Source organism: Pseudomonas izuensis, from assembly GCF_002356535.2.
GTDB lineage: Bacteria > Pseudomonadota > Gammaproteobacteria > Pseudomonadales > Pseudomonadaceae > Aquipseudomonas > Aquipseudomonas izuensis.
Genome location: NZ_AP017423.2, coordinates 255,385 through 281,952 on the forward strand (window position 1 = coordinate 255,385; position 26,568 = coordinate 281,952).

At 60.5% G+C, this 26,568-nt stretch carries 24 protein-coding genes and 1 pseudogene; 10 read left to right on the forward strand and 15 right to left on the reverse strand.

What is annotated here, in order from left to right; translation table 11 throughout:
• Window positions 1-8 precede the first annotated feature (8 nt).
• Window positions 9-914, reverse strand: coding sequence for a 30S ribosomal protein S6--L-glutamate ligase (gene rimK / locus LAB08_RS01155; RefSeq protein ID WP_020795792.1), 906 nt, complete (start codon window positions 912-914; stop codon window positions 9-11).
• Window positions 911-1,390: a retropepsin-like aspartic endopeptidase RimB gene (rimB, locus tag LAB08_RS01160; RefSeq protein ID WP_095192378.1), complete on the reverse strand. Its 480-nt coding sequence runs from the start codon at window positions 1,388-1,390 to the stop codon at window positions 911-913. The genes rimK and rimB overlap by 4 nt, the downstream gene beginning before the upstream one ends.
• Before the next feature lie 215 nt (window positions 1,391-1,605).
• On the opposite strand from rimB, the gene LAB08_RS01165 reads away from it, so the two are divergent.
• The 3 genes from LAB08_RS01165 to LAB08_RS01175 all read left to right on the forward strand — a co-directional run bounded on the left by LAB08_RS01165 (window position 1,606) and on the right by LAB08_RS01175 (window position 4,926).
• Complete coding sequence (locus LAB08_RS01165; protein ID WP_096513913.1) at window positions 1,606-2,010, forward strand: RNA-binding S4 domain-containing protein; 405 nt, start codon at window positions 1,606-1,608, stop codon at window positions 2,008-2,010.
• Between the two features lie 292 nt (window positions 2,011-2,302).
• Window positions 2,303-3,205 carry an Hsp33 family molecular chaperone HslO gene (gene hslO / locus LAB08_RS01170; RefSeq protein WP_096513912.1) on the forward strand — a complete coding sequence of 301 codons (903 nt, stop codon included), beginning with the start codon at window positions 2,303-2,305 and terminating at the stop codon, window positions 3,203-3,205.
• A 179-nt stretch (window positions 3,206-3,384) separates the two neighbouring features.
• Window positions 3,385-4,926, forward strand: a complete 1,542-nt coding sequence (locus LAB08_RS01175) for a phosphoenolpyruvate carboxykinase (protein WP_096513911.1) — start codon at window positions 3,385-3,387, stop codon at window positions 4,924-4,926.
• A 60-nt stretch (window positions 4,927-4,986) separates the two neighbouring features.
• Here the strand turns inward: LAB08_RS01175 and LAB08_RS01180 are convergent, their stop codons facing one another.
• From LAB08_RS01180 to LAB08_RS01200, 5 genes and pseudogenes are all read right to left on the reverse strand, one after another.
• Entirely contained in the window at window positions 4,987-5,841 is an 855-nt protein-coding gene (locus LAB08_RS01180; protein WP_096515601.1) for a DMT family transporter, read from the reverse strand.
• Between the two features lie 43 nt (window positions 5,842-5,884).
• A complete protein-coding gene (locus LAB08_RS01185) occupies window positions 5,885-6,238 on the reverse strand; it encodes a DUF1493 family protein (protein WP_096513910.1) in 354 nt (117 codons plus the stop codon).
• Window positions 6,239-6,479: 241 nt separating this feature from the next.
• Window positions 6,480-6,780: pseudogene (locus tag LAB08_RS30235) on the reverse strand (hypothetical protein).
• A gap of 336 nt (window positions 6,781-7,116) precedes the next feature.
• Window positions 7,117-7,317, reverse strand: coding sequence for an antitoxin PaaA2 family protein (locus tag LAB08_RS01195; protein WP_096515599.1), 201 nt, complete (start codon window positions 7,315-7,317; stop codon window positions 7,117-7,119).
• Window positions 7,318-7,341: 24 nt separating this feature from the next.
• Window positions 7,342-7,632 carry a hypothetical protein gene (locus tag LAB08_RS01200; protein ID WP_096513909.1) on the reverse strand — a complete coding sequence of 97 codons (291 nt, stop codon included), beginning with the start codon at window positions 7,630-7,632 and terminating at the stop codon, window positions 7,342-7,344.
• 549 nt (window positions 7,633-8,181) lie between these two features.
• On the opposite strand from LAB08_RS01200, the gene LAB08_RS01205 reads away from it, so the two are divergent.
• Both LAB08_RS01205 and LAB08_RS01210 read left to right on the forward strand, forming a co-directional pair.
• A complete protein-coding gene (locus tag LAB08_RS01205; protein ID WP_096513908.1) occupies window positions 8,182-10,116 on the forward strand; it encodes a RecQ family ATP-dependent DNA helicase in 1,935 nt (644 codons plus the stop codon).
• 106 nt (window positions 10,117-10,222) lie between these two features.
• A complete protein-coding gene (locus LAB08_RS01210; RefSeq protein WP_372237726.1) occupies window positions 10,223-10,654 on the forward strand; it encodes an acyl-CoA thioesterase in 432 nt (143 codons plus the stop codon).
• A gap of 64 nt (window positions 10,655-10,718) precedes the next feature.
• Here the strand turns inward: LAB08_RS01210 and LAB08_RS01215 are convergent, their stop codons facing one another.
• From LAB08_RS01215 to LAB08_RS01230, 4 genes are all read right to left on the reverse strand, one after another.
• A complete protein-coding gene (locus LAB08_RS01215; RefSeq protein ID WP_096513907.1) occupies window positions 10,719-11,204 on the reverse strand; it encodes a glycine zipper domain-containing protein in 486 nt (161 codons plus the stop codon).
• Window positions 11,205-11,563: 359 nt separating this feature from the next.
• A complete protein-coding gene (locus LAB08_RS01220; RefSeq protein WP_096513906.1) occupies window positions 11,564-13,912 on the reverse strand; it encodes an FdhF/YdeP family oxidoreductase in 2,349 nt (782 codons plus the stop codon).
• Complete coding sequence (gene fdhD, locus LAB08_RS01225; protein ID WP_096513905.1) at window positions 13,909-14,748, reverse strand: formate dehydrogenase accessory sulfurtransferase FdhD; 840 nt, start codon at window positions 14,746-14,748, stop codon at window positions 13,909-13,911. The genes LAB08_RS01220 and fdhD overlap by 4 nt, the downstream gene beginning before the upstream one ends.
• Window positions 14,749-14,840: 92 nt before the next feature.
• Complete coding sequence (locus LAB08_RS01230; RefSeq protein WP_096513904.1) at window positions 14,841-15,728, reverse strand: LysR family transcriptional regulator; 888 nt, start codon at window positions 15,726-15,728, stop codon at window positions 14,841-14,843.
• A 136-nt stretch (window positions 15,729-15,864) separates the two neighbouring features.
• On the opposite strand from LAB08_RS01230, the gene lysM reads away from it, so the two are divergent.
• Window positions 15,865-16,314 (forward strand): peptidoglycan-binding protein LysM, encoded by a 450-nt coding sequence (gene lysM, locus LAB08_RS01235; protein WP_096513903.1) that lies wholly within the window; start codon window positions 15,865-15,867, stop codon window positions 16,312-16,314.
• 109 nt (window positions 16,315-16,423) lie between these two features.
• On the opposite strand, the gene yrfG is transcribed toward lysM, so the two are convergent.
• Window positions 16,424-17,086: a GMP/IMP nucleotidase gene (gene yrfG / locus LAB08_RS01240; RefSeq protein WP_096513902.1), complete on the reverse strand. Its 663-nt coding sequence runs from the start codon at window positions 17,084-17,086 to the stop codon at window positions 16,424-16,426.
• Window positions 17,087-17,178: 92 nt separating this feature from the next.
• Between yrfG and nudE the strand changes: the two genes are divergently transcribed.
• Window positions 17,179-17,745: an ADP compounds hydrolase NudE gene (nudE, locus tag LAB08_RS01245; protein ID WP_096513901.1), complete on the forward strand. Its 567-nt coding sequence runs from the start codon at window positions 17,179-17,181 to the stop codon at window positions 17,743-17,745.
• Window positions 17,742-18,569, forward strand: a complete 828-nt coding sequence (gene cysQ, locus LAB08_RS01250) for a 3'(2'),5'-bisphosphate nucleotidase CysQ (protein ID WP_096513900.1) — start codon at window positions 17,742-17,744, stop codon at window positions 18,567-18,569. Before nudE ends, cysQ begins: the two co-directional genes overlap by 4 nt.
• A gap of 66 nt (window positions 18,570-18,635) precedes the next feature.
• Here the strand turns inward: cysQ and LAB08_RS01255 are convergent, their stop codons facing one another.
• Genes LAB08_RS01255 through LAB08_RS01265 form a run of 3 tightly spaced genes read right to left on the reverse strand, consistent with a single transcriptional unit; the run spans window position 18,636 to window position 22,328 of the window.
• Window positions 18,636-19,091 (reverse strand): thioesterase domain-containing protein, encoded by a 456-nt coding sequence (locus LAB08_RS01255; protein ID WP_096513899.1) that lies wholly within the window; start codon window positions 19,089-19,091, stop codon window positions 18,636-18,638.
• Window positions 19,092-19,128: 37 nt separating this feature from the next.
• Complete coding sequence (locus LAB08_RS01260) at window positions 19,129-20,523, reverse strand: sigma-54-dependent transcriptional regulator (protein ID WP_096513898.1); 1,395 nt, start codon at window positions 20,521-20,523, stop codon at window positions 19,129-19,131.
• Window positions 20,520-22,328, reverse strand: a complete 1,809-nt coding sequence (locus LAB08_RS01265; protein WP_096513897.1) for a sensor histidine kinase — start codon at window positions 22,326-22,328, stop codon at window positions 20,520-20,522. Before LAB08_RS01265 ends, LAB08_RS01260 begins: the two co-directional genes overlap by 4 nt.
• Before the next feature lie 179 nt (window positions 22,329-22,507).
• Here LAB08_RS01265 and LAB08_RS01270 point away from each other — a divergent pair, with 179 nt between their 5' ends.
• Together LAB08_RS01270 and aguB are read left to right on the forward strand one after the other, a co-directional pair.
• Window positions 22,508-25,420: an aminotransferase gene (locus LAB08_RS01270; protein ID WP_096513896.1), complete on the forward strand. Its 2,913-nt coding sequence runs from the start codon at window positions 22,508-22,510 to the stop codon at window positions 25,418-25,420.
• A gap of 267 nt (window positions 25,421-25,687) precedes the next feature.
• The gene (aguB, locus tag LAB08_RS01275; protein ID WP_096513895.1) at window positions 25,688-26,566 is read left to right on the forward strand and encodes an N-carbamoylputrescine amidase; all 879 of its coding nucleotides are present in this window, start codon (window positions 25,688-25,690) and stop codon (window positions 26,564-26,566) included.
• Window positions 26,567-26,568 lie beyond the last annotated feature (2 nt).

Here is a 26,568-nt window from a genome sequence, read left to right on the forward strand (position 1 = left end):
AAGTTGAGTTAACCCTTGCCCTTGGTCCGCGTCATGTTCGGCCCGCCATTCTTCTCCAGATGCTCGATGATGATCCCCGCCACATTTTTGCTGGTGGTGGTCTCGATCCCTTCAAGCCCCGGCGATGAGTTCACTTCCATCACCAGTGGCCCGTGATTGGAGCGCAGGATATCCACCCCCGCTACCGCAAGCCCCATGACCTTCGCTGCACGCAATGCCGTCATGCGTTCTTCCGGCGTGATCTTGATCAGGCTGGCGCTGCCGCCGCGATGCAGGTTGGAGCGAAACTCGCCGGGTTTGGCCTGGCGTTTCATCGCTGCAATCACCTTGTCGCCCACCACGAAGCAGCGAATATCGGCACCGCCGGCCTCCTTGATGTACTCCTGAACCATGATGTTCTGCTTGAGGCCCATGAACGCCTCGATCACCGATTCCGCTGCCGTGGCGGTTTCGCACAGCACCACGCCGATGCCCTGGGTGCCTTCCAGCACCTTGATCACCAGCGGTGCGCCGTTGACCATTTCGATCAGGTCGGGAATGTCGTCCGGCGAGTGGGCAAACCCGGTAACCGGCAAGCCGATCCCACGGCGTGACAGTAATTGCAGCGAGCGCAGCTTGTCCCGGGAGCGGGCAATGGCCACCGATTCATTGAGTGGGAAAACCCCCATCATTTCGAATTGGCGCAACACCGCACAGCCATAAAAGGTGACCGACGCACCGATGCGCGGAATCACCGCGTCGAAACCCTCCAGCGGCTTGCCGCGGTAGTGGATCTGCGGCTTGTGGCTGGCGATGTTCATGTAGGCGCGCAGGGTATCGACCACCACCATTTCATGGCCGCGTTCGGTACCGGCTTCGACCAGGCGACGGGTGGAATACAGACGCGGGTTCCGCGACAGCACAGCGATCTTCATGCAACACCTGTGGAGAGGGTAGATACCGGGAACACCGGCTTGTCTTGTACATATTTAATGCCCGGATTGACCACCAACTGGCCGTCGATCAGGGCTTTGGAACCGAGTAACAGGCGATAACGCATGGACTTGCGGCAGGCCAGCGTGAACTGGACCCGCCAGACCCGATCACCGAGGGCCAGGGTGGTGCTGATCACGTATCGCACCTGCGCGTGACCGTTAGAGCTTTTAATGGTTTTCATCGTCACCAGCGGCGCTTCGCAGCGGCGGTGACGCAATTGCACTACCGTGCCCAGGTGCGCAGTGAAGCGCACCCACTGCTCGCCGTCGCGGTCGAACGTCTCGATGTCCGTGGCATGCAGGCTGGAGGTGCTGGCACCGGTGTCGATTTTTGCCCGAAGGCCAGCGACTCCCAGATCAGGAAGCGCCACCCACTCGCGCAGACCGACAACGGTCAAATGGTCAAATGTCTTCAAAATTGCTCAACCGGTAGAAACCGCGGTGGCCGCAGGCGGCCGAATTCGCGGTATTCACGCAGAATAATGATTAAAAGGCGACAGATATCTACGGCCCGGATTTCCAGCTTCGCAATGAGGTTATGGAATGTCAGCATTGTAATCCGGGACGACGTAATTCTTGGTACGAGAGAACGGTAGTACAGTTCACCAATATTTCAGAACGAGGAAATCCCATGGCACAAAAAAACGAAGAGGACGATAAAGTCCGTCTCGATAAATGGTTGTGGGCCGCGCGGTTTTACAAAACCCGCGCCTTGGCCAAAGCGGCCATTGAAAGCGGCAAGGTGCATTGCCGGGGTGAACGTTGCAAACCAGGCAAGGAACCGCGCCTTGGCGATGAGTTCGTGATTCGCACCGGCTTCGATGAGCGTACGGTGGTGGTCCAGGCGCTGTCGATTGTGCGCCGTGGCGCTCCGGAGGCGCAGACCCTGTACGCTGAAACCGAAGCCAGCATCGCCAAGCGCGAGAATGCAGCGGCCGAGCGCAAGGCGGGTGCCCTGGGTGTGAGCACCGATGGCAAACCGAGCAAAAAACAACGGCGGGATCTGTTCAAGTTTCGTGGCAGCAGCAACGACTGACCGGCTGCGACTGGCCAGGCGATTCGCAGTCTCTGATCGGGACAGACTTGTAATTCCCCGAATGAGCAACCATATCGGGGGATTCGCCAATGGCGCGTCGAGCGGTTGAACAGCCACTCGTCGAAAATCACCACAGTCTGCGGGCCATGAGCCATAACCAGAGAGCTGGCGCCGTCAGGGGCCTGTTCCTAAAATGCCGGACATGACCAGGCATTTGCGCACTCAAGGGTGTTGCCAATGCGTGATTTTCACCGTTGAAACCCTATTGTTACCCATTCAGATACCCAGACTTATGACCGACCTACCGGATTCCGACTTCACTCAACGCTTCATCTTCGATGACAGCGACACCCGTGGCGAGATGGTCTCGCTGGAGCTCAGCTACGCCGAAGTCCTGGCCAAACACGCCTATCCGGAGCCGGTCGCGCAACTGCTCGGCGAACTGATGGCGGCCGCGGCGTTGCTGGTCGGCACATTGAAGTTCGATGGGTTGCTGATCCTTCAGGCCCGCTCCGAAGGCCCGATCCCATTGCTGATGATCGAATGCTCCAGCGAGCGTGACATCCGTGGCCTGGCCCGTTATGAGGCAGACCGGATCGCCCCCGACGCGACACTCTCCGACCTGATGCCGGATGGTTCGCTGACGCTGACCGTCGACCCTAGGCAAGGCCAGCGCTACCAGGGTGTTGTCGACCTCGACGGCGAAAACCTGTCGGAGTGCTTTACCAACTACTTCGTCATGTCCCAGCAGATCGGCACGCGTATCAAGCTTTGCGCCGATGGCCGTCGCGCCCGGGGCATGCTGCTGCAGCAATTGCCTGCTGACCGCTTGAAAGACGAAGAAGAACGCGCCGCCAACTGGCAGCACCTCACCGCACTGGCCGGAACGCTGACTGCCGATGAGCTGTTGAGCCTGGACAACGAAACCGTGCTGCACCGCCTCTACCACGAAGAGCAGGTGCGTCTGTTCGACGTGCAGAAACTGCGCTTCCGCTGCAGCTGCTCACGCGAACGTTCGGCCAATGCTCTGGTCAGTCTGGGGATGGAAGACGCACAAAATCTGGTGGTAGAACACGGCGGCAAGATCGAAATCGACTGCCAGTTCTGCAACCAGCAATACCTGTTCGACGCCGCCGATGTCACTCAATTGTTCGCCGGCGCGGGTGTCGATACACCGTCAGATACCCGGCACTAAAACGGTTCAGCGCAGGTAAATTCACTGGTTAGTGCCGGAATAACGCCGTTACGACGGGAGGGCCCTACTCTTTTTGGGCTTTTCTGGCATAATCCGGGCCACTTTTTTCGCGGTAGTAGTGCACGACTTTCTACTACAAAACGTTTGGAGCACTCGGCCACTGGCCGACGGGGAACCTCATGACGCAAGCCAATAACGCCGTGTACACCGATCTGAGTGTTGATGATCTGGTTAAAGAAGCCCTGAACCGCGGTGAAGGCGAGCTTGCCGATACCGGCGCACTGGTTGTTCGTACCGGTCACCGTACCGGCCGTTCGCCAGTCGATCGTTTCATCGTTGAAGAGCCGTCCACCCAGGCTGCTATCGCCTGGGGCCCGATCAACCGCAAGTTCCCGGCCGACAAGTTCGATGCCCTGTGGGCTCGCGTCGAGGCGTTCAACAACGCGCAAGAGCATTTCGTTTCCCACGTCCACGTAGGTGCCGCCTCCGAGCACTACCTGGCTGTGAAGATGACAACCCAGACTGCCTGGCAGAACCTGTTCGGCCGTTGCCTGTTCATCAACCCGGCCCAGTACAACCCGGCGGGTCGTGAAGAGTGGCAGGTCCTGAACGTTGCCAACTTCGAGTGCGTACCAGAGCGTGACGGCACCAACTCCGATGGCTGCGTGATCCTCAACTTCGCCCAGAAGAAAGTGCTGATCGCTGGCATGCGCTACGCCGGTGAAATGAAGAAGGCCATGTTCTCGGTGCAGAACTTCCTGCTGCCGGCTGCTGATGTGCTGCCAATGCACTGCGCCGCCAACATCGGCGAAGAAGGCGACGTGACCCTGTTCTTCGGCTTGTCCGGTACCGGCAAGACCACCCTGTCCGCCGACGAAAGCCGTTACCTGATCGGTGACGACGAGCACGGCTGGGGCGAAGGCGTTGTCTTCAACATCGAAGGCGGCTGCTACGCCAAGTGCATCGACTTGTCCGAGAAGAACGAGCCGGTCATCTGGAAAGCCATCAAGCACGGCGCGGTCCTGGAAAACGTCGTTATCGATGACGCCAAGCACGCCGACTACGCTGATGTCAGCCTGACCCAGAACAGCCGCGCCGCCTACCCGCTGGAGCACGTTGCCAAGCGTTCCGAGAAGAACCTCGGTGGCGAGCCAAACGCCGTGATCTTCCTGACTTGCGACCTGACCGGCGTGCTGCCGCCAGTGTCGATCCTCAACGAAGAACAAGCGGCCTACCACTTCCTGTCCGGCTACACCGCGCTGGTGGGCTCGACTGAAATGGGTTCGGGCAGCGGCATCAAGTCGACCTTCTCCACCTGCTTCGGCGCACCGTTCTTCCCGCGTCCGGCTGGCGAATACGCTGAACTGCTGATCAAGCGCATTCGTGGTTTCGGCTCCAAGGTTTACCTGGTCAACACCGGCTGGACCGGCGGTGGCTACGGCGTCGGCAAGCGCTTCAACATCCCGACCACCCGTTCCGTGATCGCAGCGATCCAGAGCGGTGCCCTGATCGGTGCCGAGACCGAGCACCTGGACACCATCAACCTCGACGTGCCACTGGCCGTACCGGGCGTTGAGACTGGCCTGCTGAACCCACGTAACACCTGGGCCGACAAAGCCGCCTACGACGAAGCCGCCAAAGCACTGGCCGGCCTGTTCATCGAGAACTTCAAGAAGTTCGAAGTGAGCGACGCGATCAAGGCTGCGGGTCCAAAGTTGTAAGTGTTGGTTTGAAACAATGAAAAAGCCGCCCTTCGGGGCGGCTTTTTTGTGCGCGACGTTTCAGGTTTTGAGGTGCAGCACAAACGCTCCGACCAACACCAGCACAACCCCCAGCACCTGTACTCTCCCCAGCCGTTCCTTGAAAAATACATACCCCAGAATCGCCGCAATCCCGCCCGACAACGTACTGATCACCGTCACCACCGAAACCGAACCCGCCACCGCGCCCCAGGCGAATGACGAGAAACCACCGAGGTTCATCAGGCTCGCGCCGGTCAACGTCAGGCAATTTTTCAACGGCGGGATTTTCAGACCGTCGTCGATCCTGAGGACGATCACCACCAACACAATCAGACCCACCAGATAAGCCAGCCAAAGCATCGTCACCGGCCCGAGTATCGGCAGGACGAAGCGGCCTTGTAGCCAGAAACTGGTGCCGTAAAACACTGCCGCCAGCAGCGCGTAGGCAATGGAACTGCTCGCTTGAGTGGTGTGTGGCACTTTCGGATCGGAGTGAATGCTGGAGAGGATCACGCCGATCACGCACAACGCGATACACAGCCACTGGAGCGGGCTGATCTGTTCTCCGCCTGCCCAGGACAGCAATGTCGTCACCACGCCGTAAGAGGTCACCAGCGGCGCCACAATCGAGGCTTTGCCGAGGGCGAAGGCCTTGGATAGTGCCAGGGCGCCAGACACGGTCAATACCGCGGCGGCGACACCGATCAGCCAGGTTTCGAGCGGCGCGGCCATGGACCGGAGAATGACGACGGGGAAGGCGATCAGCAACAGGCTCATGATGCTGAAGCCCAGCGCCTGGCCGAAGAAAACGGCGCGCTTGACGCCCACGGCGCGGGCATTCAAACCCACCAGAAAATCCGTGCCGCCCCAAAGCAGGGCAGCCAGCAAACCCATCAGAACGTCCACGTAATATCCTTATTGTTATACGCCGGGGACGTTAAAGGCCTTCAAGCTCCCGGGTGTCCCAGCGTTGAGCCTTGATAGCCCGGTAGAGCATGCCGATGGTCAATGGTTCCTTCTCGCCACGGCCCTTGGCTTTGCGCTTCAGGAACACATCGTAGCCTTCGGGCTGGAAATAGCGATAACTGTCGTAATCCACGAAATCGATGGCGAACTGGTCTTCCAGGGTTTCGATCAAGTGTTGGGCGTCGGCGCCGTTGCAGCCGAGGTCGAAATTGATCGAGGTGGTGAGGTGGATGGTTTTGCGTTCGGGCAGGCCGATTTCTTCGTGTAGCAACTGCAGGAGCTGGTGCATGGTGGGGTCGTTGGGGAAGTTGGGGGCGAGGTTCATTACGGGGTATCCAGAGGCGGCTGGGGTAGAGCTTATTGGTCGTCGGTCATGAGTGGAAGGCCGGCGTTCCCCTCGTAAAATCTCATTCACCTCTTGCACGCTTTCCATTAGCTCATCAAAAAACTTGCTCATGGTTATCTCCAGTGCTTGATGACGGTTTTCGAGTCGTTGCGTTTATCGGGGGCCGTTTTCGTTGCCTGATCGTTCCCAAGCAAAGAATGGGAACGATCTTCCATTGATGTCAGGCTGGGGCTTTCCAGCTAATCATGCGTTGCTGGGCAATCTTGAGCAGGTCGCAGCCGTCCTGGATCAGAAGGTAGAGCGCGTGGGTTATGTGGGGGATGTCTTTGACGTCGCCGTCCTTGAAGCTTTGGCAGTGCAAGGTTTGGAGAAGGTCGCTGGAGGCTCGGATGCGCTGGAGGGCAGCTTCGAGGATGTCTTGGGGGTTGGCTGCTGTGTCGATGATCAGGGGGGGACGTGTCGGTTAGGTTGGTTTGAAGTGGCAGGTAACGTTCGTTGGTGAACGGATTCCATTTGTTCATTGTTGGTTATCTCTGAATGCATCGGCATGAACCACCACTACCGTGACCAAGCGGTGGAGGCGGACTGTGTTCAGGTTGGTCAAACCGGCAGAGATAACCCGGCACGCCGAGGCGTCCCAAACACAGCCGCCATAAAGCGTGCCGACACAAAAATATGTCGGCAGCATACAAGGGCATGCGCCAGTTATCTCTGTTTTTCAGGTGACCAAACCCGAGTCGCTGATTTTGCAGCGACAGCCAGGACTATAGGCGTGAGTCTGCTGGCTGCGGAAAGGCGACAAGGTGTCTTCTTTTGTAGGACCGTGCCGAAGCTTTGATAGGGCGTTGCTGACGGACTTATCTCTTCCGAAGATTCTCGCGTTTGATTGCCATCAATCGTTTGGCTTCTTCATCTGGAATGCTTGGACGAGGGTCGTTCAGGCTGGCTTGCACTTGTTCTCTGAACCATGCGTCGTAGGCTGCTTGTTCGAGCAGTTGTTGAGCGTCGGGCTTATTGTTTTTCATCAGGTCGACCGCGTTATCGTTCTTCGCGAGCAGGCTCGCTCCCACAGGGGAATATAGTCAGCCGGTGGCTTTTGGCAGGCGCTGCCGGGCGATGTCGAGCAGGTCGTTGCCGTCCTGGGTCAGCAGATACAGCGCGCTGACGATGTTGGGGATGTCGCTGCTGTCGGCCTGTTTGAAGCACAGGCAGTACAAGGTTTCGAGCAGGTCGCTGGCGGCGCGGATGCGTTGGCGGGCGGCGTCGAGGATCTCGAAGGGATCGGCCTCGGTATCGACGACCAGCACGGCGGTTTCGCTGTAGCTGGTTTTGAGCGGGCGGTAGCGGTCGGTCAATGGGTCGGGGTTGTTCATTGGTTGGGTCCTGTGCGAATTCGGCGAGTCTTCCCGGCAGGCCGAGACACTGCTTTCAGCCGCGCCGGAGACTATAGAAGGGTGTGTTGTTGCGCGACAAGACGGCGGTGATGGACAGGTTTTGTAGGGATTTTGTTGCTGATTGAGGAAGGGGACTACACGTCGGTGGAGGTTTTTTGTCGTGTAGGTGCCGATGGTAAAAATACCTACGGGATTGTCAGGTTGCGCGCAGTGATTCTCGCTTGCAGGGGCTTCAGAAGTGGTAGGGCATTTCGATTTTTGCGGCGAATGCGCAGGCCTCTTCGCGAGCAGGCTCGCTCCCACAGTGGGTTTGCGTCGTACACAATTTTTGTATTTGGTGAGGACTATCTGTGGGAGCGAGCCTGCTCGCGAAAGCGGTCTGCCGGTTAGCCAATCTCCCAAGCCTTGCCATCCCTCCAAGCCATCCGCTGTATCATCCCGTATCGTTTTTTGCCCCGACCTTTTCTCGACTCGCTGCCATCGCCAACTAGGCTTTGCCCATCGCAGCGGTCAACGGAGTGACAGCTTATGCACAACACCCTGGAACAGGTTTTCGGTTATCCACAGTTTCGACCCGGTCAGGAGAGAGCAGTCAGCGCGGTGCTGGCCGGGCGTTCGGCGGCGGCGATTTTCCCCACCGGCTCCGGTAAATCCCTGTGCTATCAGCTACCGGCGGTGATGCTGCCGCACCTGACGCTGGTGGTTTCGCCGCTGTTGGCGTTGATGCAGGACCAGTTGGCGTTCCTGCAGCGCCACGGCATTGCGGCGGGCAGTATCGATTCGGCGCAGAGCCGCGATGACGCCAGTGATGTCATGGCCCGTGCCAGGTCCGGCGAATTGAAGATTTTGATGATTTCCGTGGAGCGCCTGAAGAACGAACGCTTCCGCAATTTTTTGCAGCAGGTGCCGATCTCGCTGCTGGTGGTGGACGAGGCGCACTGCATTTCGGAGTGGGGCCACAACTTCCGCCCGGATTACCTCAAGCTTCCGGACTACCAGCGCGAGTTCAACATCCCTCAGGTTCTACTGCTAACGGCCACCGCGACGCCAAAAGTCATTGCCGACATGCAGGCCAAATTCTCCATCGCTGCCGAAGATGTGGTGACCACCGGTTTCTACCGGCCGAACCTCAATCTATGGGTCGAACCCGTGCGTGGGCAGGACAAACGTCGACGCCTCGTCGAATGGATGGGCGAGCGCCCCGGCCAGCCGAGCATCGTCTACGTCACCCTGCAAAAAACCGCCGAACAGATCGCCGAGCACTTGAGCCGCAATGGTATTCAGGCCGAGGCCTATCACGCCGGCTTACCCCACGATCAGCGCGACGGCATCCAGAAACGCTTCATGGCCGGGCAGTCCAATTGCATTGTTGCCACCATCGCGTTCGGCATGGGCATCGACAAGAGCGACATCCGCAACGTGGTGCATTTCGACCTGCCCAAATCCATCGAAAACTACAGCCAGGAAATCGGTCGTGCCGGGCGTGACGGGCAACCGTCCGACTGCCTGGTACTGGCCAATCGCGACAGCCTCAACGTGCTGGAAAACTTCGTCTACGGCGATACGCCTGAGCGCGATGGCATACGCCGTGTGCTCGACGAGCTGCAAGCTTGTGCGCCTGAAGGGCAGTGGGAGTTTCTGCTGGGGCCGCTGGCGGACAACAGCAATATTCGGCAACTCCCGCTCAAAACCTTGCTGGTGCAGCTGGAGTTGCGCGCAATCATCGCCCCGCGTTATGCCTACTACGCTGAGTACCGTTTCAAATATTTGCTGGAGCCGGAGGAACTGCTGGCCCGTTTCGAAGGCGAGCGCAGGGACTTCGTCGCGGCCATCATCCAGACCTCCAGCCGTGCGCGGACCTGGGCCACGGTGAATTTCGAGGCGTTGTACGAGCAGCATCAGGCTGAGCGCAACCGGGTGGTCAAGGCGCTGGATTACTTCCAGGAGAAGGGGTGGGTGGAGCTTGAAAGCAAGCTGATGACAGAGGTCTACAGCCTGCTGCAATCGGACTTTGACGGCGCCGCACTGAGCGGGGAACTGCATGCTTACTTTGTTCGTCATGAGCAAACCGAAATCGCACGAATCCACGCCATGCTCGATCTGTTCGCCACCGACCATTGCCTGGGCTATCGCCTGGCCGAGTACTTCGGCGACGAAAATGCGCCCCGACAGTGTGGGCATTGTTCGGTATGCCATGGGCAAGTGGCGCGACTGCCAGAGCCTCCGGCATTACCGGCCCTTGTGGATAAGAATTTCGAGGCGTTGTGCGGTAATTTTATCCACAGGCATGAGCAGCACACCGGCAGCGTGCCTTCAGCCGAGCGCGTGACACGGTTTCTGTGCGGGATCAGCGTGCCGCTGTTCACCAGGCTCAAGGTGCGGACGATTTCCGGGTATGCGTCGTTGGAGGATTATCCGTATGCCAAGGTGCGCGCGTGGGCCGAACAGCATTTAGCGGGCTGAAACCCGATCAATGTAGGCGCGACGGTGCGGCGATCCGACTTGCTCGCGATGGGCGCAACGCGGTTTGCGCAATAAACTGGCCATTCAATCTCAGGAACCGACACTGATGTCCAACCCGATGCCCCTACGCACCGACTACCCGCATTTCCAACCCATCACCACCCGTTGGCATGACAACGACGCCTACGGTCACGTCAACAACGTTACCTACTACAGCTTTTTCGACACGGCAGTGAACACCTACCTGATCGAAGTCGGCGGCCTGGATATCCATGATGGTGAGGTGGTGGGGTTCGTGGTGAGTTCGGCGTGCGATTACTTCGCTTCCATCGCGTTCCCGGATCGGATCGAAATCGGGCTGCGGGTGGGCAAGCTGGGCAACAGCTCAGTGCAGTATGAATTGGCGGTGTTCAAGCAGGGCGAAGACGAGGCCTGTGCAGCGGGGCGTTTCGTGCATGTGTTTGTTGACCGTGCGTCGAATCAGCCGGTGGCGATTCCGAGCGGGTTGCGTGGGGCTTTGGAACGTTTGGTGGTTTAGACCGGGCAAAAAAAATCGCAGCCCGAGGGCTGCGATTTTTTACCTGCGCGCGACACCGTTATGGTTAGTCGCGGTGGCGCCAGTATTTGTGGTGCTTGTGGTGGCCATAGTGGTGACCACGGTCATGACGATAGTCGTCACGGTAGTAGCGACGGTCGCCACGACGACCATCATTGTCGTCTTCATCATCGGCCTTGGTGCCCATGTAGTTACCCAGCGCGCCACCGGCGCCGCCGCCTGCCGCGGAGCCGATCAGGCTGCCGGTGGTGCCGCCCATGCTGCGGCCGACCACGTTACCGCCTGCTGCGCCTAGTGCACCACCAATGGCGGCTTCGCCACGGCTGTGTTTGTTTGCGCCGACTGCGCTACCACCCGCACCACCCAGGGCTGCGCCGATGGTTGAACCGGTATTGCCGCCAAGTGACTGGCCGACGACTGAGCCTAAAACCCCGCCCAATGCGCCGCCCACACCTGCTTCGGTGTTGCCGCCAGCGGACGCCATGCCACTGACCAGGCCAAGGGACAACAAGAGAATCGAGGAGAACTTCATGGGGGAACCTCAAGGGGATGACGGCGCGATCCTGAGGCTCTGGGATGGGCGTGACAATCGAAATCCGACGAGTAACACGACTTGAGCACATTTCTATAAGTTGCTGTTTTTTGGGCGGAACTTAAGTGTTTTTCGCCGGTCTTTAGCTACTTCGGATTGGCCGTTTTTGTGAAAAAACGGCCTTTTTTGTGGGCGTTTGAAAATGCTTTGACAGTGCCACTACCTGAGGTGTTTCGTCCGACGCCATCGCGAGCAGGCTCGCCCCCACAGTGGATCTTAGTCGAACACAAATACTGTGTTCACTGAAGCACTAATGTGGGAGCGAGCCTGCTCGCGAAGAGGCCAAACCGGATGCCGCGTTAAGCCGATTTAGCGAGGATCAACCCACTCTCACTCGCCGCTTCCAGCCGGATCGCCACGAACTTCGAGGTCGGTGTATGGCTGCCATCCCCGGTGCTTTCCAGGGGTATCAGCGGATTCACTTCCGGATAGTACGCGGCTGCTTGCCCGGCCGGGATATCAAACGCCAGCAGTGTGAAGCCTTTCACCCGACGCTCGACGCCATCGTCCCAGATCGACACGATGTCAGCCTTCTGCCCCGGCTTGAAGCCCAGGCGAATGATGTCGGCTTCATTGACGAATATCACATCACGCTGACCTTTCACCCCACGATAACGATCGTTGAGACCATAGATGGTGGTGTTGTACTGATCGTGGGAGCGCATCGATTGCATGATCAGATCCGGCAGCACACCGGTGGCGCGAGTGCGTTCGTGCACCAGGTCCTTGGGCAGTGCGTTCGGGCGGAAATTGGCCCGGCCTGACGCGGTGTTCCACTGGCGAGCGCCGGCACTGTTGCCCAGGTAAAAACCGCCCGGGTTCTTGAGCTTGTCGTTGAAGTCCTTGAAGCCGGGAATGGTGTCGGCAATCAGGTCGCGGATGCGGCGGTAGTCGGCCACCAGCCAGTTCCAGTCGACCGGGTGGCTGCCCAGGGTGGCTGCGGCGATACCGGCAAGAATCGCAGGCTCCGAGCGCATCTGGTTCGACAGCGGCTCCAACTGGCCGTTGGAGGCGTGGACCATGCTGAACGAGTCTTCGACGGTCACCGCTTGAGGGCCTTCGGTTTGCCGGTCGATATCGGTCCGGCCCAGGCATGGCAGGATCAGGGCGTCCTTACCGTGGGCCAGATGGCTGCGGTTGAGCTTGGTGCTGATCTGCACTGTCAGGTCGCAATTGCTCAGGGCCTGGAAGGTTCGTGGGCTATCAGGGGTGGCTTGGGCGAAGTTGCCGCCGAGGGCGATGAACACTTTTGCCCGACCTTCGGCCATGGCGTGGATCGCCTCGACCACGTTGTGACCGTTTTCACGGGGGACCTTGAACTGGAAGCGACGCTCCAGCGCATCGAGGAACGCCACCGGCGGACGTTCGTTGATGCCCATGGTTCGGTCGCCCTGCACGTTACTGTGACCACGTACCGGGCACAGGCCCGCGCCCGGCCGGCCGATGTTGCCGCGCAGCAGTTGCAGGTTGGCGATTTCCTGGATGGTCGCCACCGAGTGGCGATGCTGGGTGATGCCCATGGCCCAGCACATGATGACGTTCTTGCTCTTGGCGTACATGCTTGCCGCTTGCTCGATCTCGACCAGGGTCAGGCCCGATTGCTCGACGATCTGCTCCCACGAGGTCTGGTCGATCACGGCCAGATAGTCGAGCACGTTCACACTGTGTTCGTTGAGGAAGGCGTGATCGAACACCGCCGGGGCGCCTGCCTTCTGCGCGTCGCGCTCCCATTGCAGCAGGAACTTGGCCATGCCGCGCATCACCGCCATGTCACCCCCCAGTGCAGGACGGAAGTAGGCGGTGTTGGTCGGCTTGTCACCGTTGGTGAGCATTTCGATCGGGTGCTGCGGGTGCTGGAAGCGTTCCAGGCCCCGTTCTTTGAGCGGGTTGATGCACACCACTTGCGCGCCGCGTTTGACGGCTTCACGCAGCGGCTCGAGCATCCGTGGGTGGTTGGTGCCGGGGTTCTGGCCCCAGACGAAAATCGCATCGGCGTGTTCGAAGTCATCGAAGGTCACGGTGCCTTTGCCGACCCCAACACTCTGCGACAACGCAACACCGCTGGCCTCGTGGCACATGTTCGAGCAGTCGGGAAAGTTATTGGTGCCATAGGCGCGCACGAACAATTGATAGAGGAACGCCGCTTCGTTGCTGGCCCGTCCCGAGGTGTAGAACTCGGCCTGATCCGGGCTCGACAGCCCCTGCAAATGTTTGGCGATCAAAGAGAATGCTGCGTCCCAGCTGATCGGCTTGTAGCGATCGGTTTCGGCGTCATAGCTCATGGGCTCGGTGATCCGGCCCTGATATTCGAGCCAGTAGTCGCTCTGTTCCAGCAGGGAGGTGACGCTATGTCTGGCAAAGAATGCCGCATCGACACGCCGTTTGGTCGCTTCCCAGTTCACCGCTTTGGCGCCGTTCTCGCAGAACGCCACCATGCCGCCTTCCAGCGAATCGCCCCAGGCGCAACCCGGGCAGTCGAAGCCGCCGTTCTTGTTGGTCTTGAGCATCATGCGCAGGTTCTTCAGCGCGTTGTCACTGGTCAACCAGGCGTGGGCGACACTGATCAGGGCGCCCCAGCCACCGGCTGCGCCTTTGTAGGGCTTGTAGCGGGGGACGGGTGTCTGGTCGGCTTGACGATGTTGACTCACGCTTGATTCTCCAAAGCCGGGCTGTAGACCCGCGGCGCATTCTTTTGTGGCAGATGGATGAGATTGAGGTTGTGACGACGGGCCCATTGCACGGCAAGGCCCGTGGGCGACGACAGGCTGACAAGGGTCTGGATGCCGGCGCGTAAGACTTTCTGGATCAGTTCGAGGCTGCAACGGCTGGTGACGATCACCAGTCCGCCCGTGGTCGGGATGTTGCGACGGATCAGTCCGCCGATCAGCTTATCGAGGGCGTTGTGCCGGCCGATGTCTTCACGGCCCAGCAACAACTCACCTTTGTCGTTCATGAACACCGCCGCGTGCACCGCGCCGCTGTACTGGCCCAGCGGCTGGAACGCGCCGATACGCTGGCGCAGGCCGTCGAGCCACTCGGCAGGCGGCAGTGGCGCCCCGGGCAACACCTTGAGGTCCGGCAACGCTTGCTCGACCGCTTCCACGCCGCAGAGCCCGCAACCGCTGGTGCCGGCCAGTTGCCGACGTTGCTGCTTGAGGTTCCAGAACGCGCGGTTGGCGATGGTCACTTGCGCATATTGCGCCGACCCCGAACCGCTGAGTTGCAGGTCATAGATATCAGTGGCGTCCTGGATAATGCCGCTGCCCAGGCTGAATCCGACGATAAAGTCTTCCAGGTCCGTGGGTGTGATCAGCATGACTGCCTGGCTGATGCCGTTATAGGCAATCGCCAACGCCACTTCCTCGGCCAGCGCAGTGCTGTCCGATTCGGAGCATTCAAGGTTGCTGTAGCTGTAGGTCTGGCTGGCAGCAGGCGCAGGCGTTTCGAGGGCAGGCGCCTCGCAGGCAGGGCGCTTGGCGTTCATGGCATCACCGACGGATTGATCAGCTTTAAGACTAGGCGCGTCAACTTGTCGCGTCTAATCGCTAATACTGATCTACCGATAGATGCCGTCGATCAATTGCCCGCCAACGATTGTTGGAAAATCGCGAAGCACGCCTCTGCCAGCGCCGAACGTGGCGCGCTGCGACGCATGATCAGCCCCAGCCGGCCAAGGGTCTGGGCGTTTTCGATCGGCTGCAGGCGCAAATGATCAGTCAGGCTTTCCAGACCACCCTCCAGTGGCATCACGGCGCAGCACAAGCCGCCGTGCACGGCTTGTAAAAGTTGATGCACCGCATCGGTCTGCAACAACGGCTCTGGGGTGAGGCCACGGCTGTGAAAGTTATGGTCGATGGATTGGCGGAAATGCATGCCGCTGGTGAGCATGCCCAGCGGCAGCTCGATCAACGATTCCCAACTCAGCGGCGCGTCGCCAAAGGTGAAGAAGCGCTGATCGTAAAGCAGGCCCATGCGGGTTTCGTTGAAGGTGAGTGAGTCGAAGCGTTCGGCATCCAGACGTTCGAGGTACGACACGCCGAGATCCAGGCGATTGTTCGCCAATTGTTCAAGGATCTGCTCCGAGCTCAGCGCCGACAATTCGAAGCGCAGGTTGGGGTGCTCTGCGTGCAGGCGCTGCAACAGCGGCAGTGGGTCGAAGCTCGACAGCGGCACCACGCCCAAGCGCAAGGTGCCGACCAGATTGCCGCGACAGGCCGCCGCCTCGGCGTACAAGCCGTCATAGGCTGCCAGCACGGTGCGGGCCCAGGCCAGTACCCGTTCCCCCGGCGCGGTGAAGCCCTCGAAGCGTTGTCCACGATTGACCAGCGGCAGATCGAGTTCTTCTTCGAGGTTACGCAGGCGCATGGACAGGGTCGGCTGGGTAATGTGGCAGCGCGCGGCGGCCTGGCCGAAATGCCGGGTTTCATCGAGAGCGATGAGGAATTTCAGCTGCTTGATGTCCATCTTCGCTCCAGGGTGCGGGAATGTGCGGATTCTATCGTTTGGGGGGAAGCGGCGTCATTGGTCGGGTTTGAGTCGTGTTTGGCCTCTGTGGTCTAGGCTTTTGCGTCTGGACACTAATTCCCAGGGAGAGCACACGATGAGCCTGTTCAGTTTTCTTAAAGAAGCCGGAGAGAAAATCCTCGATGCGCTGACGCCGGACAAGGCCGAAGCCAACAGCGAAGCGTTGACCAAGCATGTGCAGAGCGCACTGACGGGGATCGATACTTCCAGGATCCAGGTGAAGGTCGAGGGCGATAAAGTCATCGCCACGGGTGAAGCGGGCAGTCAGGAAGAGAAGGAAAAAATCCTGTTGGCTTTGGGCAACGTCGCCGGCGTCAGCGGTGTTGACGATCAAATCACCGTAACCGGCCCCGTGACCACGGCCGCGAAGTTTGTCACGGTCGAGAAAGGCGACACACTCAGCGCGATTTCCAAGCGTGTGTATGGCGATCCAAACAAGTATCAAAAAATCTTCGAGGCCAACAAACCGCAACTCAAACACCCGGACAAGATTTACCCGGGGCAGGTGTTGCGGATTCCCGAGTAAGACTCCAGACCGTGTGATGGCCTTCGCGGGCAAGCCACGCTCCCACAGGATCAGTGTCGTTCACGAAGGCTGCGAACGACACTGATCCTGTGGGAGCGTGGCCTCGGTCTCAGAGCCCGGCAATCAAATCCCGATAATCCCCCACCGCCGCAAACTCCGCCGTGTCCTTTGGCCCTTGGCGGCTGTCCGGTTCGCTCACGGCCAACAGGTGCGCCACGCCAAAATTCCGTGCACTGCGCAAGATCGGCAAGGTGTCGTCGATAAACAAGCTGCGGGCCGGGTTGAAGTCGATGTCGGCGTGCAATGCGTCCCAGAATTGCGGGTTTTCCTTTGGAAAACCGTAGTCGTGGGAGCTGATCAAACGTTCGAAGTAGGGCGCCAGTTCGACTTTTTCCAGCTTCAACGACAATGAATCACGGTGAGCGTTGGTGATCAGCACCACGCGTTTACCGGCTCGCTTGATCGCCGCCAGAAAGGTGTCTGCGTCCGGACGCAGGGCGATCAGGTGGGCGGTTTCCAGTTTCAGCTCGCGCACGGGCAGATTCAGTTCGGCACTCCAGAAATCCAGGCAGTACCACTGCAACTGCCCGGCATGGCGCTCGAACAACGGCTTCAACTCCAGCTCGGCCATGACCCGGCTGACCCCATGCAGTTCGGCATAGCGCTGGGGCAAGTGCTCCAGCCAGAAATGGTTGTCGAAGTGCAGATCCAACAGCGTGCCGTCCATGTCCAGCAGAACGGTGTCGATGTCGTGCCAGGGCAGCGGGGACATAAAAAACTTCTCCAGCGGTAAAAAAGGTATCCGAGGTAAACATTCAGGATAGGCCGGGTATAGTAACCCGCTAACGCCCAGGAGCCTCTTTCATGCGCCAGAAACCCACCATCCTCGCCCGCGAGATCGTCGCCACCAGCCGTTTATTCTGCGTGGAGGAGCTGAAATTGCGTTTTTCCAATGGCGTGGAGCGCACCTATGAGCGGTTGGTCGGCAAAGGCGCCGGGTATGGCGCGGTGATGATCGTGGCGATGCTCGATGCGGACCATGCGGTGCTGGTCGAGGAATATTGCGGCGGAACCGATGAATACGAACTGTCGCTGCCCAAAGGCCTGATCGAGCCCGGCGAAGACGTGCTGGCAGCGGCGGAGCGTGAGCTCAAGGAAGAGGCCGGGTTTGGCGCACGGCAGCTTGAACACTTGACGGAACTGTCGTTGTCCCCCGGCTACATGAGCCAGAAAATCCAGGTGGTGCTGGCCACCGATCTGTACGAAGAGCGCCTGGAGGGTGACGAGCCGGAGCCGATGGGTCAGGGCAAGGTCAACCTGCGCGAGCTGTCGGCGCTGGCGCAAAACCCGCAATTCACCGAAGGCCGTGCCTTGGCGGCGTTGTATCTGGCCCGCGATCTGCTGACCCAGCGCGGGGTGTTTCTGCCATGAATTTTCCGCACCCCTTGATGGCCCCGGTGGTCGAGCTGGCCTTAAAGGCGGGTGAAGCGATTTTACCGTTCTGGCGCACGGGTACCGCCGTCACCGCCAAGGCTGACGACTCGCCTGTCACCGCCGCCGACCTGGCCGCCCATCACCTGATTCTGGCCGGGCTGACAGCGCTGGACCCGAGCATCCCGGTATTGTCCGAAGAAGACGCCAACATTCCTCAGGGCGTACGCGCCGGGTGGCAGCGTTGGTGGCTGGTTGACCCGCTGGACGGCACCAAGGAATTCATCTCCGGCAGCGAAGAGTTCACCGTCAACATCGCGCTTATCGAGCAGGGACGCGTGGTATTTGGCGTCGTTTCGATGCCGACCAACGGGCGTTTTTATGTAGGGGGTTGCGGGTTGGGCGCGTGGCGTGGCGACAAGGGCGCCGAGCCGCTGCCGATTCAGGTTCGCGAGGTGCCGCCGACGGGTGCAGCGTTTACGGTGGTCGCCAGTCGCCGCCATTCCAGCCCGGAACAGGAACGTCTATTGGCCGGATTGAGCGCCAGCCTGGGCGAGCTGGAACTGGCGAATATCGGCAGTTCGCTGAAGTTTTGCCTGCTGGCCGAAGGCGCGGCCGATTGTTATCCGCGCCTGGCGCCGACTTCACAGTGGGACACGGCGGCGGCGCAGGGTGTGCTGGAAGGGGCGGGCGGTGAGGTGCTGGATCTGAGCGGTGCGCCATTCAGTTATCCGGCGCGGGAGTCGCTGTTGAATGAGTTTTTCCTGGCATTGCCGGCGAAGGCGGCTTGGCGCGAAAAACTTCTGGAGCTGGCGCGTTCCTGAGCCCTGCATCATTTTGTGGCGAGGGAGCAAGCTCCCTCGCCACAGGTTTCGTGTAGGTTCTGATGTTTAGCGGTGGAGGACGTACTGCCCGATAAACTTCACCGCATCCTCATCGCTGCCTGCATTCACCACCCGCGTAGGCAGGCTCAGGCGAGCACGGCCGTAACGCTGGTACATGGCCAGGAATTTCTTCCACACCTGTGCGCTCGGTGCCTGGCAAATGGCGTGTGCATCGCCCGTCACCGGCAGCGGATAGTGGATCTGCCCTTCCTGAATCACGATGTGCCCGTCCGTAATGCCTTCTTCTTTCAGGCGCAAATACAGCCAGCCCCAACCGGCCAGCACCGCGCCGCAATAAAGGCTGCCGCCGAACATGGTGCTCTTGTGGTTGACGTTGGCCTCCAGCGGCATGTGCAGGCGCAGTTGATGATCGTGCCAGTCGAGCACTTTGAGGCCCATGTCCCGGGTGAGGGGAATGTCGTGGTGGAGGACGGATTCCAGTTGACGACTGTCGCGGCTCATTCAGCGGCCTCTTGTGTGGTGGATGGTTGACGTTAGCTTAATCGAGTTCGTCAGTGTGGCTGGCGGCACCGCTGTCGGCGAAGCTCAGGCCGTGTTTGCGCAATTTGTCGTGCAAGGTCTTGCGTGGAATGCCCAGGGCTTCGGCGACGCTGCGCACCGAGCTGTGGGAGCGTGCCAGTTCGGCGGCAATCAGGGTTTTTTCGAAGTTTTCCACTTGCTCGCTCAGTCCGCCGCTGACCATGTCCACCCCGATGCCGGCGGCACTTTGCACCTCGCTGTTGTCCAGCGCCAGTTCCAGGCCGAGGGCAAAGCGTTCGGCGGCGTTTTGCAGTTCGCGCACGTTGCCGGGCCAGGTGTGGCGCAGCAGCAGGGCACGTTGGCCCGGTTGCAATTCATGGGGTGGCAAGCCGTGGCGGGCACTGGCCTCATCGGCAAAATGCTGGAACAGCACCAGCGCATCTTCGCCTCGTTCACGCAACGGTGGAATGCGCAGTGGCGCGACGTTCAGCCGGTAGTACAAGTCGGCGCGGAAACGCCCCTGATCAGCAGCCTGGCGCAGGTCTTCCTTGGTCGCGGCAATGATGCGGATGTCCAGCGGGATCAACTGATTGCCGCCCAGGCGTTCAACCACCCGCTCTTGCAGCAAACGCAGCAGCTTCACTTGCACGTCCAGGCTCATGCTTTCGATTTCATCGAGGAACAGTGTGCCGCCGTTGGCGAATTCGAACTTGCCGATGCGTCGCTTCTGCGCGCCCGTGAAGGCGCCCGGCTCATGACCGAACAGCTCGCTCTCGACCACCGACTCGGCCAGCGCCCCGGCGTTGATCGCCACGAACGGACCGTTGCGGCGGCTCGACAAATCATGCAGCGCCCGCGCCACTACTTCTTTGCCGGCGCCGGTTTCACCGAGGATCAACACATCGGCCTTGGTCGCCGCCAAGGCACCGATTTGTTCGCGCAGGCGCAGCATCGATGGCGATTGCCCGACCAGTCGGGCGCTCAACTCATTGCGATCACTCAGGGCCAGGCGCAGGCTGCGGTTATCCAATACCAATCGGCGCAAGGCCAGGGCGCGACGAACGCTGTCGAGCAGGGCATCGCTGGCGAAGGGTTTTTCCAGAAAGTCATAAGCGCCCGCGCGCATGGCTTGCACCGCCAACGGCACATCGCCGTGACCGGTGATCAGCAACACCGGCAGATCCGGGTCTTGAGCGTGGAGTTCCGTCAGAAGTTCGAGACCGTCCATGCCGGGCATGCGAATGTCGCTGACCACCACCCCTGGCCAATCACGTTCCAGTTGTGCGGCGAGGCCCTTGGCTTCGGCCAACGGCAGAATTTTCAGGCCAGCCAGATCGAGGGTCTGCCCCAGGGCCTGACGCAAGTGGGGATCGTCGTCGATCAACACAACCTGGATGCGATTGTCGATGGTCATGCACTTCGGTCCTCGGACGGTTGCAGGCTCACGCCCGGTGCGCCTGCGCGCAGTTTCAGGGTAATCAGGGCGCCACCCTCCTTGTGGTTGGCGAACGACAGTTCACCGCCGAAGGCGCGCATCAGGGTCTCGCAGATGGCCAACCCCAAGCCAAGCCCTTGAGTGCGGGTCTTGGTGGTGTAGAAAGGCTCGCTGGCGCGGCCAAGGGCCTCCATGCAGAAGCCGGGGCCGTTGTCGCGAATGTACAGGTTGACGCCATCGGCGCTGGCGTGGGCACTCAACCAGAGTTTACGCGGCGGGCCTTTTTCGGTCAGGGCGTCCAGGGCGTTGGCCAGCAGGTTGCCGAGCACCTGGCGCAGTCGGGTTTCCCCGGCCTCGACCCACAAGGTGGCGGCGGGCAAATCGCGGATCAGTTCGACGTCCATGCTGCGCCGCCGCTTGGCCAGCAAGGCCAGGGCGTCGTCCAGCGCCGGTTGCAGGGCAACGCTTTCGGGCGCATGGCGATCGCGCCGGGCAAAGGCCCGCAAATGGGCGATGATCGAGGCCATGCGCCCGGTCAGTTCACTGATCAACTTCAGATTGCCGCGGGCATCGTCGGTGCGCTGGTGGTCGAGCAACACCTCCGCGTTTTCCGCGTAGCTGCGGATGGCGGCCAGTGGCTGGTTGAGTTCGTGGCTGATGCTCGCCGACATCGTCCCCAGCGCCGACAGTTTGCCGGCCTGCACCAGATCATCCTGGGCGCGCACCAGCTCTTGCTGGGCCTGCTCGCGCTCCAGCACTTCCTGTTTGAGGCGACGGTTGAGGCCTTCCAGGTCGCTGGTGCGCTCGGCGACCCGGCCTTCCAGCTCGCGCCGGGCCTTGGCTTCGAAGGCGATCCGTTCCAGGTAGTGGCGGCGGCGCTGCATCATCAGACCGAGCAACAGCATTACCACCAATAGCGTCGCACCACCGATGGCGACCACGGTGCGCACCGGGCGATCGATCAGGGTGCGTGGGGCCAGGATGCTGACGTTCCAGCCGGTTTCCGCGATCTGCTGGGTCTGGGTTAGCCAGGCATTGGGATTGAGCTTCAACGGCTTCGGTTCGCGGGTTGGATAGGGCTGGATCGCGCTGATAGCCCGGCCCTCTTCTTCACTTAGGGGGCGGGTCGAGCGAAAGCGCCATTCAGGTCGCGAGGTCAGGATGACCACGCCGTTGTGATCGGTCAGCAGCAGTTGTTCAGGGGTTTTGCCCCAGAGGCTTTCGGTGTGGTCCAGGTCGACTTTGACCACCAGCACGCCTTTGACTTTTTCGCCGTCACGCACGGCAGCGGCGAAGAAGTAACCACGTTTGGCGGATGTGGTGCCGAGTCCGAAAAACCGCCCCAGCCGTCCGGCCATGGCTTCGCTGAAATACGGCCTGAACGAAAAATTGCGTCCGACGAAACTGTCGTGCTTGTCCCAGTTGGACGCCGCCAGCGTCTTGCCCGTGGTGTCCATCAGGTAAATGACTTCAGCGCCGGTCTGGGTGCTGATGTTTTTCAGCAGGCGATTGGCATTGCCCTGGGTCACGCCATCGTCCGGTGCGCCAAGAACGGCGCGCAGGGCCGGGAGGTCGCCGAGGATCTGCGGCAACACTTCATAGCGATGCAGGGTCCCCAGCAGGTTGGCGACATACAGGTCGAGGGTCTGACGGTTCTGCCCGGCCAGTTCGCTGCGGTAATAGCGCTCGGCCAGATGCTCCAGCGGCCACAGCAACGGTGCCAGGCACAGGGCGAGCAGGGCCAGGCTGCGCCAGCGGGGTCTGCGGGGGAGGGTCGGAGTCATGAGCATCGAGCGCCTGTGGGTACGGGCACATTATGCCTAGGCTTGTGGGCGCAGTCTGCGAACCGTTGATACGCCCCGGTTGTTCATCAGGCGGGTGAACGGGGGGTTGCGTATCGACGCGCGCAGTGGCGATATAGGCGCCTAATAAATTTAACACCTTCATAGAAGAGGTCCGTTCCATGCCGCTCGCCACGTTGATTCATCGCGCCAGTTTGCCCAGCCCGCAAGTCTCTGCGGAGCAAGCGCTTGAGCTGTTGCAGGAGCATTACGGGCTTGGCGGCAGGTTGCAGGCCCTGGGCAGCCAACAGGATCTGAATTATCGCGTCGACAGCGATCAGGGCCGTTTCGTCCTGAAAATCTGCCGGGGCGATTATTCGGCGCTGGAGTTGCAGGCCCAACATGCCGGGCTCAAGCACTTGAGCGAACACCCGCAGGTGCATGTGCCGCGAGTGATTCCCGCGAAAAACGGTGCGGACCTGCTGTCCCTGGACGTCGGCGGTCAGGCGGTGCACGTGCGCCTGCTGGATTACATCGAAGGCCAGTCCCTGACGCACCTGGATCATTTCAACCGCACAGTGGTGGCCGGTTTCGGTCGCTTGTGTGGCGAAATGGACCTCGCGCTGGAGGCATTCGACCACCCGGGGCTGGTGCGCACGCTGCAGTGGGACGCGCGCCATGCCCAGGCACTGATCGCGCATCTGCTGCCGGTCATCCAGGATGACACCCAGCGCAAACTGATCGCTGAAGCGGCGGAGCAAGCCGAGCGTCACTTGCAGCCCTTGGAAGACAAGTTGCCGATCCAGGCCATCCACATGGACATCACCGACGATAACGTGGTGTGGCAGCGCGATTCAGAGCGCCAATGGCAGTTGCAGGGCGTGATCGATTTCGGCGACCTGGTCCGTACCTGGCGTATCACCGATCTGTCGGTAACGTGCGCGGCCTTGCTGCACCACGCCGATGGCGATCCATTCTGCATTTTGCCGGCGGTGCAGGCGTATCACACGGTCAATCCCTTGCAGCGCGAAGAACTGCTGGCGCTGTGGCCGCTGATCGTCGCCCGTGCGGCGGTGTTGGTGCTCAGCGGTGAACAGCAGGTCAGCATCGATCCGGGCAACGCGTATAGCCGTGACAACCTGACCCACGAGTGGGAGATTTTCCGCGTGGCGACCTCGGTGCCAGTGGCGTTGATGGAGGCCGCGATTCTGGAATCGGTCGGCCAGCACCTGCCGGACATTTCCAGCGACGGTTTTGCACCGTTGCTGCCGAGCCTGGTGGGGCGCGAATTTGCCTTGATCGACCTCGGTGTGCTCAGCCCGCACTTCGAGGCCGGTAACTGGGAACAGGAGGGTATCGATCAGCGGCTGCTGGACGAAGCGGCCGCAGCCCACGGTCTGGCCGCCAGCCGTTACGGGCAATACCGTTTGTCCCAAACCCGCCCGGACAGCGCGGCTGAGCCAGACACCTGCCCGTTGCACGTCGAATTGCGTGTGCCCCTTGGCACGACGGTCGAGGCACCGTTTGCCGGGGTGCTGCATCAGCCGTTGCCGGGTGTGCTGCAACTGGATGGCCCGCAACTGAGCGTGCGTCTCTGGGGCGTGATGCCATCGCTGCATGTCGGCGCCGCACTGGTCAAAGGCCAGGTGTTGGGCTCGGTCGGCGGACCGCTGATCGTGCAACTGTGCCGGGGCGGGTCGTTCACCGCGCCGTTGTTTTGCACACCGACCCGCGCGCCAGCCTGGCAAGCGTTGTGCCCCTCGCCAGCGGCGCTGCTGGGCTTGGCTTGCGATGCTGAACAGGAACTCGATTCGACAACGTTGCTGGCCCGTCGCGACGCCAGTTTCGCCCGCACGCAAAAACACTATTACGTCGATCCGCCGCGCATCGAGCGGGGCTGGCGCAACCATCTGATCGACATGCAAGGCCGCTCGTACCTCGACATGCTCAACAACGTCGCGGTGCTCGGCCACGGTCATCCGCGCATGGCCGCGGTCGCCAGCCGGCAGTGGTCGTTGCTCAACACCAACTCACGGTTCAACTACGCTGCCGTGGCCGAATTTTCCGAGCGCTTGCTGAAGCTGGCGCCGGACTCGATGGACCGTGTGTTCCTGGTCAATAGCGGCAGTGAGGCCAACGACCTGGCGATCCGCCTGGCCTGGGCCTACAGCGGCGGGCGCGACATCATCAGCGTGCTCGAGGCCTATCACGGCTGGACTGTGGGCGCCGATGCGGTATCGACCTCGATTGCGGACAACCCCCGGGCGTTGGAAAGCCGCCCGGACTGGGTGCATCCCGTCACCGCGCCGAACACCTATCGAGGCGAATTCCGTGGCCCGGACAGTGCGCCGGACTATGTGCGCAGCGTCGAGCACAACCTGGCGAAAATCGCCGAACAGAAACGCCAGCTGGCAGGGTTCATCTGCGAGCCGGTGTACGGCAATGCCGGCGGTATCTCGCTGCCAGCGGGTTACCTGAAAGAGGTCTATGCCAAGGTGCGCGCCCAGGGTGGCGTGTGCATCGCCGACGAAGTGCAGGTGGGCTACGGCCGCATGGGCCATTTTTTCTGGGGCTTTGAAGAGCAGGGTGTGGTGCCGGACATCATCACCATGGCCAAGGGCATGGGCAATGGCCAGCCACTGGGCGCGGTAATCACTCGCCGGGAAATCGCCGAAGCGCTGGAAGCCGAGGGTTATTTCTTCTCGTCGGCTGGCGGTAGCCCGGTCAGCTGCCAGGTCGGCATGGCGGTGCTGGATGTGATGGAAGAAGAAAAGCTCTGGGAAAACGCCCAGGTCGTGGGCGGGTATTTCAAGGAGCGCCTCGAAGCGTTGATCGATATGCATCCGCTGGTGGGTGCGGTGCATGGTTCGGGTTTCTATCTGGGGGTGGAGCTGATCCGCAACCGTGAAACCCTGGAGCCGGCCACCGAGGAAACCACGGCACTGTGCAATCGCCTGCGGGACCTGGGCATCTTCATGCAACCGACGGGCGATTACCTGAACGTGCTCAAGATCAAGCCGCCGATGGTGACGTCGCGCCGGAGCGTGGATTTCTTCGTGGACATGCTGTCGAAGGTGCTTGCGGAAGACCTGTAAACAGACGCCCCTTGTGGGAGCGAGCCTGCTCGCGAAGGCGGTCGATTAGTCGGCATTGATGTTGACTGATACACCGCTTTCGCGAGCAGGCTCGCTCCCACAGAGGTTGGGGGTGTTAATTCGATTGTTATCGGGTTTTTGTGCGTATTTTAAGACGAAAGGCAAATTGACTGCTTCAAAAGCCGATATATATCGGCTATAAAGTCGCCAATGCCAGGGCGTGGATGATCCATGCCCGACCGTCAAGCACTTGCCCGGAGATGATCCATGAGCCGTATCGTTACCGTTGCCGCCACCCAGATGGCCTGTTCCTGGGACCTCGAAGGCAATATCGAGGTCGCTGAAAGACTGGTCCGTGAAGCCGCCGCCAAAGGCGCGCAGATCATCCTGATCCAGGAGTTGTTCGAGGCGCCGTACTTCTGCCAGAAGCCGAACCCGGATTACCTGCAACTGGCCACGACGGTAGAAAACAACGTCGCTATCAAGCACTTCCAGAAAGTCGCAAAAGAACTGCAAGTGGTGCTGCCGATCAGCTTCTACGAACTGGCGGGCCGTGCACGTTTCAACAGCATTGCGATCATCGACGCCGACGGCAGCAATCTCGGGATTTATCGGAAAAGCCACATCCCGGACGGCCCTGGCTACCACGAGAAGTACTACTTCAACCCGGGCGATACCGGCTTCAAGGTATGGAATACCCGCTACGCGAAAATCGGTGTGGGCATCTGCTGGGACCAGTGGTTCCCGGAAGCCGCACGCAGCATGGCGCTGCAAGGCGCGGAAATCCTGTTCTACCCGACCGCCATCGGCAGCGAGCCGCACGATAAGACCATTTCGTCCCGTGATCACTGGCAACGCGTGCAACAAGGCCACGCCGGCGCTAACCTGATGCCGCTGATCGCCAGTAACCGCATCGGCAACGAAGAACAAGACGGCTACGACATTACCTTTTATGGTTCGTCGTTCATCGCCAACCAGTTCGGCGAGAAGGTGCAGGAACTCAACGAAACCGAAGAAGGCATCCTGGTTCACACCTTCGACCTCGACCAACTGGAACACATCCGCAGCGCGTGGGGCTCGTTCCGCGACCGTCGTCCGAACCTGTACGGCGCGCTGAAAACCCTCGACGGTACCCTGGAGTCCTGATC